At 63.1% G+C, this 18,453-nt stretch carries 17 protein-coding genes; 13 read left to right on the forward strand and 4 right to left on the reverse strand.

Annotation, left to right across the window (positions count from 1 at the left end):
• Positions 1-140: 140 nt before the first annotated feature.
• From lepA to H8B03_RS11425, 3 genes are all read left to right on the forward strand, one after another.
• Positions 141-1,940 (forward strand): translation elongation factor 4, encoded by a 1,800-nt coding sequence (gene lepA / locus H8B03_RS11415; protein WP_193141869.1) that lies wholly within the window; start codon positions 141-143, stop codon positions 1,938-1,940.
• A complete protein-coding gene (locus tag H8B03_RS11420; RefSeq protein WP_193141870.1) occupies positions 1,940-2,965 on the forward strand; it encodes a RelA/SpoT domain-containing protein in 1,026 nt (341 codons plus the stop codon). Before lepA ends, H8B03_RS11420 begins: the two co-directional genes overlap by 1 nt.
• Positions 2,966-3,066: 101 nt before the next feature.
• The gene (locus tag H8B03_RS11425; protein ID WP_193141871.1) at positions 3,067-3,243 is read left to right on the forward strand and encodes a CTP synthetase; all 177 of its coding nucleotides are present in this window, start codon (positions 3,067-3,069) and stop codon (positions 3,241-3,243) included.
• A gap of 237 nt (positions 3,244-3,480) precedes the next feature.
• Here H8B03_RS11425 and H8B03_RS11430 read toward each other — a convergent pair whose 3' ends face one another.
• The gene (locus H8B03_RS11430; protein ID WP_193141872.1) at positions 3,481-3,750 is read right to left on the reverse strand and encodes a hypothetical protein; all 270 of its coding nucleotides are present in this window, start codon (positions 3,748-3,750) and stop codon (positions 3,481-3,483) included.
• Between the two features lie 169 nt (positions 3,751-3,919).
• On the opposite strand from H8B03_RS11430, the gene H8B03_RS11435 reads away from it, so the two are divergent.
• Positions 3,920-4,444: an alkylphosphonate utilization protein gene (locus H8B03_RS11435; protein ID WP_193141873.1), complete on the forward strand. Its 525-nt coding sequence runs from the start codon at positions 3,920-3,922 to the stop codon at positions 4,442-4,444.
• Here the strand turns inward: H8B03_RS11435 and H8B03_RS11440 are convergent.
• Positions 4,441-4,866: a thioesterase family protein gene (locus H8B03_RS11440; RefSeq protein ID WP_193141874.1), complete on the reverse strand. Its 426-nt coding sequence runs from the start codon at positions 4,864-4,866 to the stop codon at positions 4,441-4,443. The two genes, H8B03_RS11435 and H8B03_RS11440, sit on opposite strands and share 4 nt — an antisense overlap.
• A 227-nt stretch (positions 4,867-5,093) precedes the next feature.
• On the opposite strand from H8B03_RS11440, the gene H8B03_RS11445 reads away from it, so the two are divergent.
• From H8B03_RS11445 to H8B03_RS11455, 3 genes are all read left to right on the forward strand, one after another.
• A complete protein-coding gene (locus tag H8B03_RS11445; protein WP_193141875.1) occupies positions 5,094-6,314 on the forward strand; it encodes an argininosuccinate synthase in 1,221 nt (406 codons plus the stop codon).
• Positions 6,315-6,607: 293 nt separating this feature from the next.
• Complete coding sequence (locus tag H8B03_RS11450) at positions 6,608-7,204, forward strand: HD domain-containing protein (RefSeq protein WP_193141876.1); 597 nt, start codon at positions 6,608-6,610, stop codon at positions 7,202-7,204.
• Between the two features lie 265 nt (positions 7,205-7,469).
• Positions 7,470-8,351, forward strand: coding sequence for a LysR family transcriptional regulator (locus H8B03_RS11455; protein ID WP_193141877.1), 882 nt, complete (start codon positions 7,470-7,472; stop codon positions 8,349-8,351).
• Here the strand turns inward: H8B03_RS11455 and H8B03_RS11460 are convergent.
• Positions 8,348-8,902, reverse strand: coding sequence for an ActR/PrrA/RegA family redox response regulator transcription factor (locus tag H8B03_RS11460; protein WP_193141878.1), 555 nt, complete (start codon positions 8,900-8,902; stop codon positions 8,348-8,350). The two genes, H8B03_RS11455 and H8B03_RS11460, sit on opposite strands and share 4 nt — an antisense overlap.
• Positions 8,903-8,964: 62 nt before the next feature.
• Positions 8,965-9,594, reverse strand: a complete 630-nt coding sequence (locus H8B03_RS11465; protein ID WP_193141879.1) for an SCO family protein — start codon at positions 9,592-9,594, stop codon at positions 8,965-8,967.
• A 92-nt stretch (positions 9,595-9,686) separates the two neighbouring features.
• On the opposite strand from H8B03_RS11465, the gene regB reads away from it, so the two are divergent.
• The 6 genes from regB (at position 9,687) to H8B03_RS11495 (ending at position 18,382) form a co-directional block, all read left to right on the forward strand.
• Positions 9,687-11,084 carry a sensor histidine kinase RegB gene (gene regB / locus H8B03_RS11470; RefSeq protein ID WP_193141880.1) on the forward strand — a complete coding sequence of 466 codons (1,398 nt, stop codon included), beginning with the start codon at positions 9,687-9,689 and terminating at the stop codon, positions 11,082-11,084.
• A 108-nt stretch (positions 11,085-11,192) separates the two neighbouring features.
• Complete coding sequence (locus H8B03_RS11475) at positions 11,193-12,794, forward strand: PAS-domain containing protein (RefSeq protein WP_193141881.1); 1,602 nt, start codon at positions 11,193-11,195, stop codon at positions 12,792-12,794.
• A gap of 79 nt (positions 12,795-12,873) precedes the next feature.
• Complete coding sequence (locus H8B03_RS11480) at positions 12,874-13,809, forward strand: YihY/virulence factor BrkB family protein (RefSeq protein ID WP_193141882.1); 936 nt, start codon at positions 12,874-12,876, stop codon at positions 13,807-13,809.
• A gap of 90 nt (positions 13,810-13,899) precedes the next feature.
• Entirely contained in the window at positions 13,900-15,273 is a 1,374-nt protein-coding gene (gene glmU, locus H8B03_RS11485; RefSeq protein WP_193141883.1) for a bifunctional UDP-N-acetylglucosamine diphosphorylase/glucosamine-1-phosphate N-acetyltransferase GlmU, read from the forward strand.
• A gap of 5 nt (positions 15,274-15,278) precedes the next feature.
• Complete coding sequence (gene glmS / locus H8B03_RS11490; RefSeq protein ID WP_193141884.1) at positions 15,279-17,102, forward strand: glutamine--fructose-6-phosphate transaminase (isomerizing); 1,824 nt, start codon at positions 15,279-15,281, stop codon at positions 17,100-17,102.
• 140 nt (positions 17,103-17,242) lie between these two features.
• Positions 17,243-18,382 carry a BamA/TamA family outer membrane protein gene (locus H8B03_RS11495; protein ID WP_193141885.1) on the forward strand — a complete coding sequence of 380 codons (1,140 nt, stop codon included), beginning with the start codon at positions 17,243-17,245 and terminating at the stop codon, positions 18,380-18,382.
• Positions 18,383-18,453: the final 71 nt, after the last annotated feature.

Here is an 18,453-nt window from a genome sequence, read left to right on the forward strand (position 1 = left end):
CAGCTCAGGGCCGGAGGCGGCCTTCCATCCCTCACACCCCCACAACCTGTTCCCTCTGGAATCTCCCGCCAGATCGGCTATGTCAGGGCAGATTTGCGGGCGCAGCCTCCGCACCCCCTCTCAGGACTGACCCGACGCCGATGACCGAGCTTTCAAAGATCCGCAACTTCTCCATCGTGGCCCATATCGACCACGGCAAATCGACCCTTGCCGACCGGCTCATCCAGATGACCGGCACGGTGGCCGAACGCGACATGCAGGAGCAGCTTCTCGACAGCATGGATATCGAGCGCGAGCGCGGCATCACCATCAAGGCCAACACCGTGCGCATCGAATACCCGGCGCAGGACGGCCAGACCTATGTTCTGAACCTGATCGACACGCCGGGCCATGTGGATTTCGGCTATGAGGTCAGCCGCTCGATGCGGGCCGTCGAAGGCTCTCTGCTGGTGGTGGATGCCTCGCAAGGGGTCGAGGCGCAGACGCTGGCCAATGTCTATCAGGCGATCGAGGCGGATCACGAGATCGTGCCGGTGCTCAACAAGGTCGACCTGCCGGCGGCCGAACCCGACCGCGTGCGCGAGCAGATCGAGGACGTCATCGGGATCGAGGCCCATGACGCGGTGGAAATCTCGGCCAAAACCGGCCTCGGCATCCCCGACGTTCTGGAAGCCATCGTCCAGCGCCTGCCCGCCCCCAAGGGCGACCGCGACGCGCCGCTGAAGGCGATGCTGGTGGACAGCTATTACGACGCCTACCTCGGCGTTGTCGTCATCATCCGCGTCATCGACGGGGTCATCAAGAAGGGCGACCGCATCCGCATGATGCGCACCGGGGGCACCTATGGCATCGACCGGCTGGGCGTCTTCAAGCCCGCCATGCAGAACATCGCCGAACTGGGCCCGGGCGAGATCGGCTTCCTGACCGCCTCGATCAAACAGGTGCGCGACACCCGCGTCGGCGACACCATCACCCACGAGAAAAAGCAATGCGCCACCGCCCTGCCCGGCTTCAAACCGGCGCAACCGGTGGTCTTCTGCGGCCTGTTCCCGGTGGACAGCTCGGAATTCGAGGACCTGCGCACCGCGATCGAGAAACTGGCCCTGAACGACGCCTCCTTCAGCTACGAGATGGAGACCTCCGCCGCCCTCGGCTTCGGCTTCCGCTGCGGCTTCCTCGGCCTTCTGCACCTTGAAGTCATCCGCGACCGGATCGAGCGGGAATATGACATCGAGTTGATCACCACCGCGCCCTCGGTGGTCTACCACATCTACACCCGCGACGGCGCAATGAGCGAGTTGCACAACCCCGCCGACATGCCCGACCCGGCCACCATCGACCACATCGAGGAGCCGCGCATCAAGGCCACCATCCTGGTGCCCGACGAATACCTCGGCGACGTGCTGAAACTCTGCCAGGACCGGCGCGGCATCCAGTTGGACCTGACCTACGCCGGCTCCCGCGCCATGGCGGTCTACGACCTGCCCCTGAACGAGGTCGTCTTCGACTTCTACGACCGCCTGAAATCGGTGACCAAGGGCTATGCCTCCTTCGATTACCAGCTGGAAGGCTACCGCCAGGACACCCTCGTCAAGATGCAGGTGCTGGTGAATGACGAGCCCGTCGACGCCCTGTCGATGATGGTCCACCGCGACCGCGCCGAGACCCGGGGCCGCGCCATGTGCGAAAAGCTGAAAGAGCTGATCCCCCGCCACATGTTCAAGATCCCGATCCAGGCGGCCATCGGCGGCCGCGTCATCGCCCGCGAGACCCTGTCGGCCATGCGCAAGGACGTGACCGCCAAATGCTACGGCGGCGACGCGACGCGAAAGCGCAAGCTGCTGGACAAACAGAAGGCGGGCAAGAAGAAAATGCGCCAGTTCGGGAAAGTTGAGATCCCGCAGCAGGCGTTTATTTCGGCGTTGAAGATGGATGAGTAATGGTCAATTTTGCTAGGCCTCAATATACATCGAGCCGCATTAGAGCGGCGGGAAAAAGAATTTCCAAAGACAGAGGAACACTCGAAGATAGTCTTGTCTTAGAAAATTTTAGGGGGTCTCATGCCTATATTCTCAACACTTTTCAAGCCAACATCAGAAACCACTCGCGCGGCATCGCTAGATCAGTCGGGCAAAGACTTAAACGGCGCAATACTATTCTAGACAAGCTGAAGCGCGAACCCAATATGCCTCTATCGGCAATGCACGATATTGCCGGATGCAGAATTGTTTTTGAGACGATCGAAGAATTAAAAAAGGTCAGATCTTCCATGCATTCTGCGCGATGGAAGCACTACCTTACTCACGAACCGGACCGCTACAACTATATTGACAATCCCAAGATTTCGGGCTACCGGGGTATCCATGACGTGTACAAGTATTCCGCCACTTCGATTGGCGGTAGACCTTGGAATGATTTAAAAGTAGAAATCCAGTATCGCACATTGCCTCAACACGCGTGGGCGACAGCCGTTGAGGTTGCCGATCTAATAACCTCTAATCGGATAAAATTTACTGACGCAAAAGATCACTATCTAGAGTACTTTCAATTAGCTAGCGAAATTATATCTAGATCGGCCGAAGGTTCGGCTTCTTGCAGGCCGGAATTAAAAAACAGAACACTGAAAAACCGGTTTACAACACTGGATAAAAAGCTAGGCCTCCTACAGACCTTCGATAATCTTCGCGGGTCATCACAAAAAGCGATACGGCTTCGCAAGAACACGTTGTTGATATTCAAGTTCGGCGATAAAAATTCGGGCGACGGCTTGGAAATGAAGACATATGAGAATGTTAATAGAGCAATCGAAGCTTATGATGAGCTAGAAAAGTTCTATGGAGATAGCGCAGATATCGTCCTAGTGCGGGGTGAAAGCGAGGCCAACATCCGTGACGCATTTCGAAACTATTTCTCTGATGCTCGTGCGTTTGTAGATTTAGTTCAATCCGGGATCCGACACCTTTGACACTGGGTCTTTGGCCGTTGTGAAAACTGTTTGACCCACATCAAACCCAAGCCATTCATACATCTATATGCTCGCAGGCGACTCAACCGTGGAGATTCCCCATGTTCCGACTCGCCCTGCTTTTGCACATCGTCATCGGCGCCACCCTTGCGGGCACGGCCATCGTCGTCGCCCTCGTGCTGGGCTATGACACGCTGACCCCGATCCTGATCGCCGCCGGCCTCGGCTTCCTTGCCGCGATCCCGGCCAGTGTCGTCGTAGCCCGCGCCCTGTCCTGACGGACCCGCGCCGCGTCGCCGCCCGTTCGCGCCTCAAACGCTCCCCCGTTTGGCGGGAAAACGCGCCACTGGCGCCTTTTCTGGTCCGCCGCACCGTTTGCGGGACGGCGCCTTGGGGCTCCGCCCGTTCGCGCCTCAAACGCTCCCCCGGAGCGTTTGCGGGACGGCGCTCACTCTTGGAAAAATACTCCCGCCGGAGGCATCCGGCCTCTGCCAGATGCGCCCCGGCGGGATCGCTTAAGCCTCCGCCGCTTCCGGGTGGTGGTACAGGAAATGCCGCAGGGTCGCCATCAGCGCCCGTGCGTGATCCTTGTCGCCCGCCTTCAGCGCGGCCTGCACATCTTCGGTGATCTTTTGCTTCACCCCCTGCGGCCCGCCGTGGTGGTGCATGGCGTATTCGCCCTCCAGCGCGGCGGTCAGGATGTCGGTGTGGTCGTGCTCGGCCAGCGCGTCGATCTCGTCGCGGGTCAAACAGGTCATGTCTTCGATGTCGTCGAGGGAAATCATGGCAGCCTCCTCTTCCTCTGCCCTCCAGTGTACCAGCCCGGCCCGCAGCCCGCGTTGATGCCGGTCAAACCGTCACCGGTCCAATTGTCCCGGCCCGGTTCAGCGCCCTTGCCTTTCCCGGCCCAGCGCGGCACGGCCCCGGTATCCCCGGCCCCGAAAGGACCCGCCCATGCCCTGCCCGCTTTGTTCCGCCGACACCGATCTGACCCCGCATGTGCCCGGCCCCGAGGGCACGCCGTTCCAGGCGGTCGCCCTCTGCGCCCCCTGCCTTGCCCAGATCACCGGCACCGACGCGCCGGACCCGGCCCATTGGCGCGCCCTGCCCGCCACCATGTGGTCCGAGGATCCGGCGGTGCAGGTGCTGGCCTGGCGGATGCTGGACCGGCTCAAGGCTGAACCCTGGGCGCAGGACGCGCTGGACCAGCTCTGGCTCGATGACGACACTTGCGCCTGGGCCGAAGCCGGTCGTCACATCGACGCGCCGCAGCATCGCGACAGCAACGGCGTGCCGCTGGCCACGGGCGATACCGTGGTGCTGATCAAGGATCTGCCGGTCAAGGGCGCGGGCTTCACCGCCAAACGCGGCACCGCCGTGCCCCGGATCTCGCTGGTTCAGGACAATCCCGAACACATCGAGGGCCGCGTCGACGGTCAGCGCATCGTGATCCTCACCCAATTCGTGAAAAAGCGTTAATCGGCATCCTGCAGGAATTGCTCCAACCGGTCGCGCACCGCCTCGGGCATCGGCGCCGAGGCGCGCGTGGCCGGATCGAAGAACACCTCGACCAGATCATAGGTGGCGTGCAGCACCCCGGTTTCCGCATGCAGCATCCGCAGGTGGAACCCGCAACTGCGGGTGCCCAGCCGCGACACCGCCCCGTCGATCAGGATCAGGTCGCCCGCCACCAGCTCCTTGACGAAGCCGGTGGTGGCCTGGGCGGTAACGCAATGCACCCCGTGCTCGGCCATCATCTCGGCATAGGACAGCCCCATGCAGGTCCAGATGTGATAAGTGGCATCGTCGAAGAACGGCGCGTAGTGGCGCACGTTCATATGTCCGAAATGATCGTGATGCCACGGATGCACCACGCCGCGAAAAAGCTCCAGCCGTGCCATCGGCCCCCCTGTTCTTGCCTGTCGCGCGGCCCGGATCCGGGCCGCTTCGGCCTACCCTAGCGGCGGTGGTGGCCCCGCGCCAACCCCGCACCCGGCCATACACCCGCCATACCTTTTCCAGACGCTTTCCAGACGCAGGATTCGTCCCCTCCCACGGGCGCGCCGCCTTGCCCCGCCCCGGAAACAGCGGTACACCGCGCCGAATTCGTCATTTCGGAGTCTCCCCCATGTCCGCGCCCAAGAAAGTTGTTCTGGCCTATTCCGGCGGCCTCGACACCTCGATCATCCTCAAATGGCTGCAAACCGAATACGGCTGCGAGGTGGTCACCTTCACCGCCGATCTCGGCCAGGGCGAGGAACTGGACCCGGCCCGCAAGAAGGCCGAACTGCTTGGGATCAAACCCGAAAACATCTACATCGAAGACCTGCGCGAGGAATTCGTCCGCGACTTCGTCTTCCCGATGTTCCGCGCCAATGCAGTCTACGAAGGGCTGTATCTTCTGGGCACCTCGATCGCCCGGCCACTGATCTCCAAGCGCCTGATCAAGATCGCCGAAGCCACCGGCGCCGATGCGGTCGCCCATGGTGCCACCGGCAAGGGCAACGATCAGGTCCGGTTCGAGCTGTCAGCCTATGCCCTGAACCCCGACATCAAGGTCATCGCCCCCTGGCGGGAATGGGATCTGTCGTCGCGCACCAAGCTGCTGGAATTCGCCGAAGCACATCAGATCCCGGTGGCCAAGGACAAGCGCGGCGAGGCACCGTTTTCGGTCGATGCCAACCTGCTGCATACCTCCTCTGAAGGCAAGGTTCTGGAAGATCCGGCCGTCGAGGCGCCCGAGTATGTCTATCAGCGCACCACCAGCCCCGAGGATGCGCCCGACACCCCCGAATACGTTGAAATCACGTTTGAAAAAGGCGACGCCGTGGCCATCGACGGCACCGCGATGTCGCCCGCCACGGTGCTGACCAAACTGAACGAGCTGGGCGGCAAGCACGGCTGCGGACGGCTTGATCTGGTGGAAGGCCGCTTCGTCGGCATGAAATCGCGCGGCATCTACGAGACCCCGGGCGGCACCCTGCTGCTGGAAGCCCATCGTGGGATCGAGCAGATCACGCTGGACCGCGGTGCAGCGCATCTGAAAGACGAGCTGATGCCGCGCTATGCCGAACTGATCTACAACGGCTTCTGGTTCGCGCCCGAACGCGAGATGCTGCAAGCCGCCATCGACAAGAGCCAGGAACATGTGTCCGGCACCGTGCGGCTGAAGCTCTATAAGGGCGCGGCCACCTGCGTGGGTCGCTGGTCCGAGCAGTCGCTCTATTCCGAAGCGCATGTGACCTTCGAAGACGACGCCGGTGCCTACGACCAGAAGGACGCGGCGGGCTTCATCAAGCTCAACGCCCTGCGTTTGCGCCTGCTGGCCACACGCAACCGCAAAGGCTGAGTCCCCGGGGCCACGCGCCCCCCATTCCCGCCGCGACGCCTCTGGTCAGCGCCGGATGCCTCCGGCGGGAGTATTTTCGACAAGAGTGAGCGCCGTCCAGCAAACGGTGCGGCGGATCAGAAAAGGCGCCAGTGGCGCGTTTTCCCGCCAAACGGGGTGCGTTTCAGGCGCGAACGGGCGGAGCCGCAACCGTCATGAAAAGGCTCTGCCGGTTTCTGCCCGGAATTTCCTGCCTGCGCCTTGCGTGGCGTCGCGGAACCAGCGAGAACAGACAGGCAACACAGGATCACCCGATGCCCAAAGCTCCGCCCCGTGCCTGGCAACGCATGCTCTCTGGCCGCCGTCTGGATCTGCTCGACCCGACCCCGATCGACATCGAGGTCGAGGACATCGCCCACGGGCTGGCCTTCGTGGCGCGCTGGAACGGCCAGACCGTGGGCGACTACCCCTATTCGGTGGCCGAGCATTCGCTGCTGGTGGAGGAAATCTTTGGCCGCATCGCGCCCAAGGCGCCGGTCAAATGGCGGCTTGCAGCCCTGCTGCACGACGCTTCGGAATACGTGATCGGGGACATGATCTCGCCAGTGAAATCCGCGGTCGGCCCCGGCTATGGCGAGATGGAGGCACGGTTGACCGCCGCCATTCACACCCGGTTTGGATTGCCGGCGGACTTGCCGGTCTCGGTAAAGAAGCAGATCAAGCGTGCCGACCGGGTCTCGGCCTGGCTGGAAGCCACGCGGATCGCCGGGTTTTCAGAAGCCGAGGCAGCGAAGTTCTTTCGGCCGCCCCCGCCTGATCTGATCGACGGGCTGGAAGTTTGTTTGCGCCCGCCGATCGAGACCCGCGCGGCCTATACCGCTCGTCACTCGGCGCTTCTGTCGCGTCTCTGAGCGTTCTTCACCGGGCTCCGCCCCAGTGGACGGCTGTGCCAGAGAAACTCGAAATCGAGCCTGCGGACTTCGCCTCGGTGCGCCCTGCGGCGCAGTTCGTCAGGGTCCAGTGCGCCGGGATTACGCGTTGCCGTGCGCAGGCTGTGTGCGAGTATGCCTAACATCGATCATCTCCGTTCCTTGTGGATGCACCTAATATGCCTGCCTCGGGTGAATTCCCGAAATCTCAATTGTTTTTGGGATGTAAGTTGAGCTAACAACTTATATGAACTGGAAAGACATTCCTTCCCTGTCGGCCCTTCGCGCCTTCGAGGCCACGGCCCGGCACGGCAGCTTTTCGGCGGCCGCGCGCGAGTTGAACGTGACCCATGCCGCCATTGCCCAGCATGTGCGCGCACTGGAGGCCGATTTTCGAACCCAGCTTGTGGTGCGCCAGGGCCAGGGCATGGCGCTGACCTCGCCGGGGGAGCACCTGGCCAGGGATCTCTTTGAAGCTTTCGGCACCGTGGCAAGTGCTGTCACACGGCTGCGGCAGGCCGAGGACGACCGCCCGGTGCATGTGACCCTGACGCCGTCATTCGCAGAAAGCTGGCTGATGCCGCGTCTGGGCGGCTTCTGGTCCGCCTATCCCGAGATCGACCTGATCCTGCATCCCAGCACCCAGGTCAGCGACCTGCGGCGCGACGAGATCGACCTTGCGATCCGCTTTGGGCACGGAAACTGGCCCGGACTGGTCATCTCGCGCCTGCTGGAATCGCCTTTCGTGGTGGTCGCCAGCCCGGCCTATGCGCAGGGCGCGCAGACACTGGCCGATCTGGGCGACCCGCGGCAGCACAGCTGGTTCTTCCCTTCGGTGGCGCGGGAACTTCAGGTCTGGGGACTGGCGCTGGGGCTGGATTTCGAGAATATCCCCTACCGCGACCTGCAAAGCACAACCCTGGTTCATGCTGCCGTGCGCGAGGGCTATGGCCTGTCGATCCAGGCCCAAAGCCTGGTGGAGCGAGAGATCGAGAACGGCAGCCTGGTGGCGCTGGAACAGGGCGATGCCGCGGGACTGGGGTACTATCTGGTGACGCGCAACGGCCCGGTGCCGCCGAAGGTGCAGCAGGTGATGGCCTGGCTCAGGCGCCAGGCCAAGGGGGTCTAGCGCGGGCTGCGCTTGGCAAGAATCCGCTGCAGGGTGCGGCGGTGCATGTTCAGGCGCCGTGCGGTTTCCGACACGTTGCGGTCACACAGCTCATAGACCCGCTGGATATGTTCCCAGCGCACGCGGTCGGCAGACATGGGGTTTTCCGGCGGCGGCGGCAGTTCATCCTGCGGCGCCAGCAGCGCATTCATGATGTCATTGGCATCGGCCGGTTTCGACAGATAGTCGGTGGCGCCGATCTTGACCGCGGCCACCGCCGTGGCGATGGCGCCATAGCCGGTCAGAACCACGACCCGGCAATCGGGCCGTTTTTCGCGCAGAACCTCAACCACATCAAGTCCATTGCCGTCTTCCAGGCGAAGATCGACGACCGCATAGGCCGGCGGGCGGGCGGTGGCGATGGCCTTGCCGGCGGCGACCGAACTGGCGCCTTCGGCGGCAAAGCCCCGCTTTTCCATGGCTCGCATCAGGCGCCGCAGAAACGGCTCGTCGTCGTCCACCAACAACAGCGAATTATCTTCACCGATTTCACGCAGCTGCGTTTCCGACATGAGCCTCTCCCGATCTGTAGGTCAATTGGGTCTAGCGCCTTGGTTTCGAAACGTCAATTTACTCACATGCCGCCTGTTGCATCTACGAAGCAGGCCACGCGGTCCGCCATCTGTTCGGGCGAGACATCGCGACGGAAGAAATCGACGAAACCGTGCTCTGGCATCACCAGATAGGTCATGGTGGTGTGATCGACCAGGTAGTAGGGATCATCCTTGTCGCCGCGCGCCTGATAGTAGGTCTTGTAGGCCTGGCTGGCCGCCTTGACCTGCTCCGGGGTGCCGGTCAGACCGATCATCCGCTCATGCAGGTTGAAGGCGAATTCGCCGACAACTTCGGGGGTATCGCGGTCCGGATCGACCGAGATGAAGACCGGCGTCACCTCGATGCCGCGCTCGTCCAGGATGTCCACGGCCTCGACATTGCGGGAATTGTCCAGCGGGCAGACGTCCGGACAGAAAGTATAGCCGAAGTACAAAAGCGATGGTTCGGTGATGACATCGGCATCGGTCACGGTCTGACCGTCCTTGTCCAGCAACGCGAAGGGACCGCCGATATCGCCCCCGGCAACCTGCCCTTCGCGGCATTGCGCGAACAGGTCCTGATCCGCACGCGGCAGCAGGACAAAGGCCACGCCCACCCCCAGAAGAACGACCACGAGAACAGAGGCGAGGATGGCGAAGAGCCGGGTCATGACTTTGGTCCTTTCACATTCGGAATCCGGTTTGCATTGCCGATGCGGCCTCGTAACCTCTGGCAACGCGCAAGGCCAGCTTCGGAACAGATATGACATCAGAAAGCACGCTCAACCCCTTCAAGTCCGAGGCGCGCAGCCATTGGATCCGATTGCGCACCCTGATCGTGCTGCGCTGGATCGCGATTTGCGGACAGTTGGCGACCATCACCTTCGCCCAGATCCTTGTGGATATAGATATCCCGCTGGGCCTTTGCTACCTGGCGGTCAGCGCCTCGGTCCTGTCCAATTTCGTCGCCATGTTCGCCTATCCCCAGAACAAGCGTCTGACCGAGGGCGAAGTGGTGTCGATGCTGCTGTTCGACATCTCGCAATTGTGTTTCCTGCTGTATCTGACCGGCGGGCTGAACAACCCGTTTGCCCTGCTGGTGCTGGCCCCGGTGACGATCTCGGCTTCGGTGTTGCGGCTTCAATCGACGGTCATTCTGGGCGGATCGGCGCTGGTTCTGATCACGCTGGTGGCACTGTTCCATGTGCCTCTGCAAACCCGGCAGGGCGAGGTGATGGAGATGCCTGGGTATTTCCTGTTCGGCTTCTGGATCGCCATCGTCACCGGGCTGAGCTTCATCGCCGGCTACGCCCGCCGCATCAGCATCGAGATCCATTCCATGTCCGAGGCGCTGCTGGCCACCCAGATGGCGCTGTCACGGGAGCAGAAGCTGACCGACCTGGGCGGAGTGGTCGCGGCAGCGGCACATGAACTGGGCACGCCGCTGGCCACCATCAAGCTGGTCAGCTCGGAACTTCTGTCAGAACTGGAAGATCCGGATCTGAAGGCCGACGCCGAACTGATCCGCGACCAGGCCAACCGCTGCCGGGATATCCTGCGATCGATGGGGCGCGCCGGAAAGGATGACAAGCATTTGCAATACGCACCCATCGACACCGTCATCCGCGAGGCCGCAGACCCACATACGGCGCGCGGCAAGGCGATCCATTTCACCGCCTCGCCGGATGTGGATGGCGACAGCCAGCAGCCCACGATCACCCGTCAGCCCGAGATCATTCACGGGTTGCGCAACCTGACACAAAACGCGGTGGATTTTGCCCATCGCAACGTCTGGATCGATGCCCGATGGAATGCCCGCACCATCCGCGTCAAGATCAGCGACGATGGCGACGGCTATCCCGCGCAGGTCATCGGGCGGCTGGGCGACCCGTTCCTGCGCCGTCGCAGGTCCGAGGCCGAACAGGCCAAACGCCCGGAATACGAAGGCATGGGGCTGGGGCTGTTCATCGCCAAGACCTTGCTGGAACGCACCGGGGCGCATCTGGATTTCTACAACGGCTCGGACCCGTTCCTGATGTCCAACGAGCGCCCCGAACGGTCGGGCGCAATTGTCGAAGTCAGCTGGCCGCGCGAACAGGTTTCGACGGCCGAGGACGAGAAACTGGGTGCTTTGGGCCACAATCAACGAATAGAAACGTGATTTCTTGATGATTTCCTTACCCGTAAAGACGGTTTAACTTTCCGTTAATTGGCTGTGGTCAGTCTTTTTCTGAAAGAGAGGCTTATTTACGCGCCTCGCGGGATCGGAATGCTTAATCTGACGACTCTTCTGGCCAGCACGGTAAGCTGCGTGGTCACGGGCATCGCTGTCTATGTGCTGGCGCGCAAGCCCGGCGGCGCGCAGGTGCCGCCGCGGCCGCTCCTGTCGGACACGCGGGCCGATGACGTGGTGTTCCTGTTTCGCGGGCGCCTGCTGGTGGATGCCACCGACGCGGCGCGCACGCAACTGCGCTCGACCCCCGTCGAAACCGACGACCTGGGACGCTTCGTTCTGACGTTTTCGCATCGCTTCGAAGGCATCGAAACCGCCCTGCGCGACGCGACCGAGACCGAAGGCTTCCAATTGGCCGAGGTGCCCGACGATCCCGACAGCCTGCGCCTGGTCGGCGAGGTTGTGGACGATTGCCTGCGTATCCGCCTGGAGGATCCGCTGCGCGACAGCCGCTCGGAAACCCTGGCGCATTACAGCATGGCGGCCATGCGCGCCGAATTGTTCACCTTGCGCACCATCGCCGAACGCTCGCCGATCCCGACATGGAAAAAGCGCGACGACGGGCTGATCATCTGGGCCAACAGCAGCTACATGACACTGGCACAGGCCGTTGCCGGGGACGATGAACTTTCGGCGTGGCCACCGCCCGATGTCTTCGAATCGGTACCGATCCCGGAACCTGAAGCCGCCGACCTGTCGCCCGTCCGAATTTCACTGGCCACCGATGCCGACTCGGAAGCCTGGTTCGACGTGATCGTATTGCCGGGCGAGATCGAAACCCTGTTCTTCGCCCTGCCCATCGACAAGCTGGTGCACGCCGAAAACGCCCTGACCGAATTCGTCCAGACCCTGACCAAGACCTTCGCGCATCTGCCCATCGGGCTGGCGATCTTCGACAAGAAGCGCAAGCTGGCGCTGTTCAACCCGGCGTTGGTGGATCTGACCGGGCTGCCGCCGGACCAATTGTCCAGCCAGCCCTCCCTGCATGGATTTCTGGATGCCCTGCGCGACCGTCAACGCATTCCCGAACCCAAGGACTATAAAAGCTGGCGCATGAAGATCGCGCAGCTTGAGGCCGACGCTGCCGACGGCACCTTCGAGGAAACCTGGCATCTGCCCAGTGGCCAGACCTATCGCGTGTCGGGCCGCCCCCACCCCGACGGCGCGGTTGCGTACCTGTTCGAGGATGTGTCCTCGGAAGTGTCGATGACGCGCAGCTACCGGTCCGAAATCGCGCTGAGCCATGCGGTGCTGGATCATCTGGACGCGGCGGTGGCGGTGTTCTCGTCCGCCGGGGTGCTGAAACTGACCAATCAGGCCTATGATGACCTGTGGAACAACGGCATGGCGCCGGCCTCGTCGGAAACCGGCATTGGCGAGGCCATTCGGGACTGGGCCACCCGATCCCTCTCCGGCGCGGGGCTTGAGGCGATCCGCGCGCTGGTGCTGCAATCGGGTGATCGCAGCCCGATCTCCCGCCCCTTGCTGCTGCGCGATGGCACGCCGCTGGTGTGCCGCGCCCAGCCGATCACCGGCGGCGCCACGCTGGTGATCTTTGACCGGGCGCATGACCTGACCAACCTTCAACCCGATCCTGTGGCCCAGGAACCCGGCCCGCCGGGACAGGCGGCCGTCTGAGCGCGGATCGCGTCACCGCCTCGCACTTGCACGCACAACCCGCTAGGCTTGTCGCATCGGTGCTGGTGGAGTTGATGTGATGTTCGCGCGACTGAAGACAATCTGGGCGATTCTCAAGGGAATGCAGAAGCGTATCGTCGCCGCCAACCTGACACTCGTGGCGGCGGGCGGCGCGTTCTTCTCGATGCTCTCGCTGTTTCCCGGTCTCGCGGCCGTGGTCACCTTGCTGGGCCTGGTTGCCAATCCCGCCATCGTCGAACAGCAGCTTTCCATCGTGGCCGATTTCGTTCCCAAGGAAGCCTTCGATCTGATCAAGGACCAGGTGTTGCGGATGTCGTCGTCCGGATCATCAACGCTGGGATGGGCGACACTGGTGTCCATCCTGACCGCCCTGTGGTCGGCGCGCCTGGGGACAGATGCCATCATCAAGGCGTTGAACGCGGTCCATGGCACGCCCATGCGCAGCGGATTGCGCACCTATGCGGTGGCGTTGACCATCACGTTGGTCCTGATCCTGGTGGTCATCGTGGCGATTCTGGCCATGGTGGTTTTGCCTGTGATCCTGGCATTTCTGCCGCTGGGCCCCTTCACCGGCCTGGCGCTGGACACTGCGCGATGGGTTCTGGCAGTGGCGGTGGTCTTTTCGGGCATCTGGGTGCTTTATCGCTTTGCCCCCACCGGCCAGGCCGCAGGTGTCAAATGGCTCAACGGTGGTGCGGTCCTGTCGGTGCTGGTCTGGGCCGGAGGAACCCTCGCCTTTTCGTACTTCCTGCGCAATTTCGGCAAATACAACGAAGTCTACGGATCTATCGGTGCCGTCATCGCGCTGCTCATGTTTCTATACATCACGATTTTGACCGTCCTTCTGGGCGCGGCACTGAATGCCGAACTGGCAGCACTGCAAAAGAAGAAAGCGCAGGAATCACTTGTCTCTGCGCCGCAGAAAGACCCGTCTTCACCCTCGGCGCTCGGCCCCCCGGCTCAGCCGGACCCGCAAGAAAGTCCGCAATCCTGAAATGTTCGTAGCCAGACGTGACAGCGCCGCCACTTGCGCGGATCGTGACGCCCCGTACAAGGATGGCCGGAACAAGTTAACGAGCATCCCATGACCCAGTCTTCCCATGCCTTCGTGATCCTGGCTGCCGGCAAAGGCTCCAGAATGCTGTCGGACCGGCCCAAGGTGCTGCACCAGGTGGGATCGCTGCCGCTGCTGGGCCACGCGCTGCGCAGCACCGAACCGCTGAACCCGGCCCACCTGATCGTTGTCGCCGGACATGGGGCCGAGGCGGTGGAGGCGGCAACTGCCCGTCTGGCCCCCGCCGCCCGGACCGTGCGCCAGACCGAGCAGTTGGGCACCGCCCATGCGGTCGATCAGGCGCGCGACCTGCTGGCGGATTTCGACGGCGATGTGACGGTGCTCTACGGCGATACGCCCTTCATCCGCACCGAGACGCTGGAACGGATGAATGCTGCGCGACAGGACGGTGCGGACGTGGTCATCCTGGGCTTCGACACCCCCGATCCCGGCCGCTATGGCCGCCTGATGATCACCGACGGCGACCGGTTGCACCGCATCGTCGAATTCAAGGACGCCTCCCCCGAAGAGCGCGCGGTAACCCTGTGCAATTCCGGCGTTGTCATGGCCCCCGCCGCCCTGCTGTTCGATCTGATCGCGCAGGTGGGCAACGCCAATGCCTCGGAGGAATACTATCTGACCGACATCGTCGGGCTGGCCAACGACCGGGGCCTGACCTGTCGGGCCGTGACCTGCGATCCGGCCGAGACACTGGGCATCAACACCCGCGCCGAACTGGCCGGGGCCGAGGCGGTGTTTCAGGCGGCCCGTCGGGCCGAGCTGATGGCCGCAGGGGTCACCCTGACGGCACCGGAAACCGTTTTCCTGTCAGCAGATACCAGAATCGATCCGGATTGCGTGATCGAACCCAATGTGGTTTTCGGCCCCGGCGTGACGCTGGCCCCGAATGTGACCATCCGGTCGTTTTCGCACCTGGAGGGCGCGACAGTGGCCTCGGGCGCCGTTGTCGGCCCCTATGCGCGGCTGCGCCCCGGCGCGCGCCTGTCCGAAGACACCCGCGTCGGCAATTTCGTCGAGGTCAAGAATGCCGACCTGGCACGCGGCGTGAAGGTCAACCACCTGTCCTATATCGGCGATGCCGAGATCGGACCGGCCAGCAACATCGGCGCGGGCACCATTACCTGCAACTACGATGGCTTCCTGAAGCACAAGACCAGCATCGGGGCCGAGGTGTTCATCGGCTCCAACACCATGCTGGTGGCGCCGGTCAGCATCGGGGACGGCGCCAACACCGGGTCGGGGTCGGTCATCACCCGCGACGTGCCCGAAGGCGCGCTGGCCATCGCCCGCGCCCGGCAGGACAACAAACCCGGCCTTGCCACCCGCCTGCGCGACATGCTGCGCCAGAAAAAAGCAGCCCTGGCGGCTGCGAAACCGGAGTAAACCTCATGTGCGGTATTGTCGGAGTTCTTGGACAGCATGAAGTCGCACCGATCCTTGTCGAAGCCCTGAAACGGCTGGAATATCGCGGCTATGACAGCGCCGGGATCGCCACGGTGCGCACCGGCGGCACGCTGGACCGGCGCCGCGCAACGGGCAAGCTGGTCGAATTGTCCGACCTGCTGGTGCATGATCCGCTGCCCGGAAAATCGGGCATCGGCCACACCCGCTGGGCCACCCACGGCGCGCCCACGGTCGGCAATGCCCATCCGCATCTGGCAGGCCCGGTGGCCGTGGTACACAACGGCATCATCGAGAACTTCCGCGAGTTGCGCGCCGATCTGGCCCGCGACGGCTATGCCTTCTCCACCGACACCGATACCGAAACCATCGCCCTTGTCGTGCAGCGCCTGCTGGACCAACAGGTGCCGCCCGTCGAGGCCGCCAAGCAGGCCATCGGCAAGCTGGATGGCGCCTTCGCCCTGTGCCTGCTGTTCGCGGGCGAAGAGGATCTGCTGATCGCTGCACGGCGCGGGTCGCCCCTGGCGCTGGGGCACGGCGACGGCGAGATGTTCGTCGGCTCGGACGCCATCGCGCTGTCGCCGCTGACCAACCGGATCACCTATCTGGAAGAGGGCGACCTGGCGGTGATGACCCGGCAAGGCGCCGAGATTTTCGACCAGGACGGCGCGCCCGCCCATCGCGAAACCCGCATCTTGCAACTGGACAGCACCTGGATCGAGAAAGGCGGCCACAAGTATTACATGGCCAAGGAAATGTCCGAGCAGCCCTCGGTCATTGGCGACACGCTGCGGTTCTACATGGGCGATGCCGACGCCGGAATCACCCTGCCCGGCGATCTGGATTTCACAGGCCTGGACCGGGTGACCATCGTGGCCTGCGGCACCGCCTATTACGCCGGGCTGACCGCGAAATACTGGTTTGAGACACTGGCGCGCCTGCCGGTCGAGGTCGATATCGCATCCGAGTTTCGCTATCGCGAACCGCCGCTGCCCGAGAAATCGCTGTCGATCTTCGTCTCTCAGTCTGGCGAAACCGCCGACACGCTGGCCGCCCTGCGCTATGTGGCCAGCACCGGCGGCAAGATCGCCTCGGTGGTCAATGTTCCCGAAAGCTCCATCGCGCGGGAAAGCGACGTGGTGCTGCCGACCCAGGCCGGGATCGAGATCGGCGTCGCCTCGACCAAGGCGTTCACGTGCCAGTTGACCGTTCTGGCCGTGCTGGCGCTGAAAGCCGCGCAGCAACGCGGCACGCTGACCGACAAAGACCTGCGCCTGCACGCCGCCAACCTGCGCGCCCTGCCCGGTGCCATGAACCAGGCGCTGGCGCTGGCGCCCGAGATCGCGGCCCTGGCCAACGAACTGGCCGAAGCTCGCGATGTGCTGTTCCTGGGGCGGGGGGTGATGTATCCCACCGCGCTGGAAGGCGCGCTGAAACTGAAGGAAATCAGCTATATCCACGCCGAAGGCTATGCCAGTGGCGAGTTGAAACACGGCCCTATCGCCCTGATCGACCCCAATGTTCCGGTGGTGGTTCTGGCACCGCGCGATGCCTTGTTCGAGAAAACCGTGTCGAACATGCAAGAGGTGATGGCGCGTCAGGGCAAGGTCATCCTGGTGTCCGACAGCGCCGGGTTGGACAGTGCCCGCGAAGGCGTGTGGAAATGGATCCGCATGCCCGAGGTCGACCCGGTATTCTCGCCCATCCTGTATGCACTGCCGGTGCAGCAGCTGGCCTATCACACCGCCGTGGCCAAGGGCACCGACGTGGACCAGCCCCGCAACCTGGCCAAATCCGTCACCGTCGAATAGGCGCGTTTGCCAAGCTATTCCGGGGGCTTGCCACGCGGGCGGGGTGTCGCCGCGCGACTCTGCGCCCACTGTGCGGCCGCCGGTGTGGCATGGCATGTTGCGCGCCAAGGGCCATTGGGCAGCACGAGACCGGATGTGACATGAAACGACATTTCCCCGCGGTGGGCGCAACTGCAACCGCGCTGCTGGCCTTGTTGGCCGGCGTGCCGACCCACGCAGAAGACACCCAGCAATCGACGCCGCCCGAAGCAGCCCCCGCCGCGTCCGACACGTCGACGGCATCAAAGGACTATGGATTTGGCGCAGGCTCGATGCTGGTGGTGCCGATCCCGGTCAATAGCCCGACCTTCGGCACCGGCCTGATCCTTGGCGCGGGTTATGTGTTTCAGGAAGACGAAAAGTCGGACAATTCATTCATCGGCGTCGGGGTCTTTGCCACGAACAACGGCAGCCGCGCGGGCGCCATCGGCACCAGCCTGTCGCTGGATGAAAAACGGCACAACGGCATGCTGTACCTGGGTGCTGCCGATGTGACCTATGACCTTTATGTCGACGGCGATCCGCTTGAGATCAATCAGGAAGGCGTCGCCCTGAATGCCGAGTACCGATTTGGCTTCACGCCGCACCTGTCCGCCGGTCTGAGCTTCCGTTACCTGGAAAGCCGCGTGAATGCGATCGGCAATGCCACCCTGCCCCCCGGCATCCAGGATCTGACCGACATCACACTGGCCTCGCTGGGCCTGGTGGCGCAATGGGACACCCGCAACGACAGCCTGTACCCGTCCGAAGGCGGTCTGGCCGAGTTCAATTTCCTGACCAACCAGGTCTCTGGTGGTGCCAGTTTCAGTTACCTGAAATCCACGCTGGCGCTGGATCACTACTGGTTGCTTGGCCCGCAAACCGTTCTGGCCGCCAACGCCACGGGATGCCTTGTCGAAGACGAAGCGCCGTTCTTCGACTCCTGCCTTCTGGGCAGCCAGATCCGCGGGTTTTCGCTGTTCCAATACTACGGCAACCAGATGGTCACGGCGCAGGCCGAGTTGCGCCAGAATTTCAGCAAGCGCTTTGGCGGGGTGGCCTTCGCAGGCGTGGGCGAAACCCTGAGTTCGCTTGAGTTCGGCAGACGGACCCTGACCCGCGACAGTGACCTGCGCTATGCTGGTGGGCTGGGGCTGCGCTATCGCGTGTCAAAGGATTTCCCGATCGATCTCTCGCTGGATGTCGCGATCAACGATCTGGATGAGAAGAACATCTACTTCTACGTCGGCCAGGCGTTCTGAGCCTTCGGCCGCGTCCGAACGGGCCCTTCCGCGCAGACCGGAGGCCCGACATCGCGGGCCTCCGGTCCTGA

The organism is Meridianimarinicoccus sp. MJW13, from assembly GCF_014901205.1.
Classification (GTDB): domain Bacteria; phylum Pseudomonadota; class Alphaproteobacteria; order Rhodobacterales; family Rhodobacteraceae; genus Meridianimarinicoccus.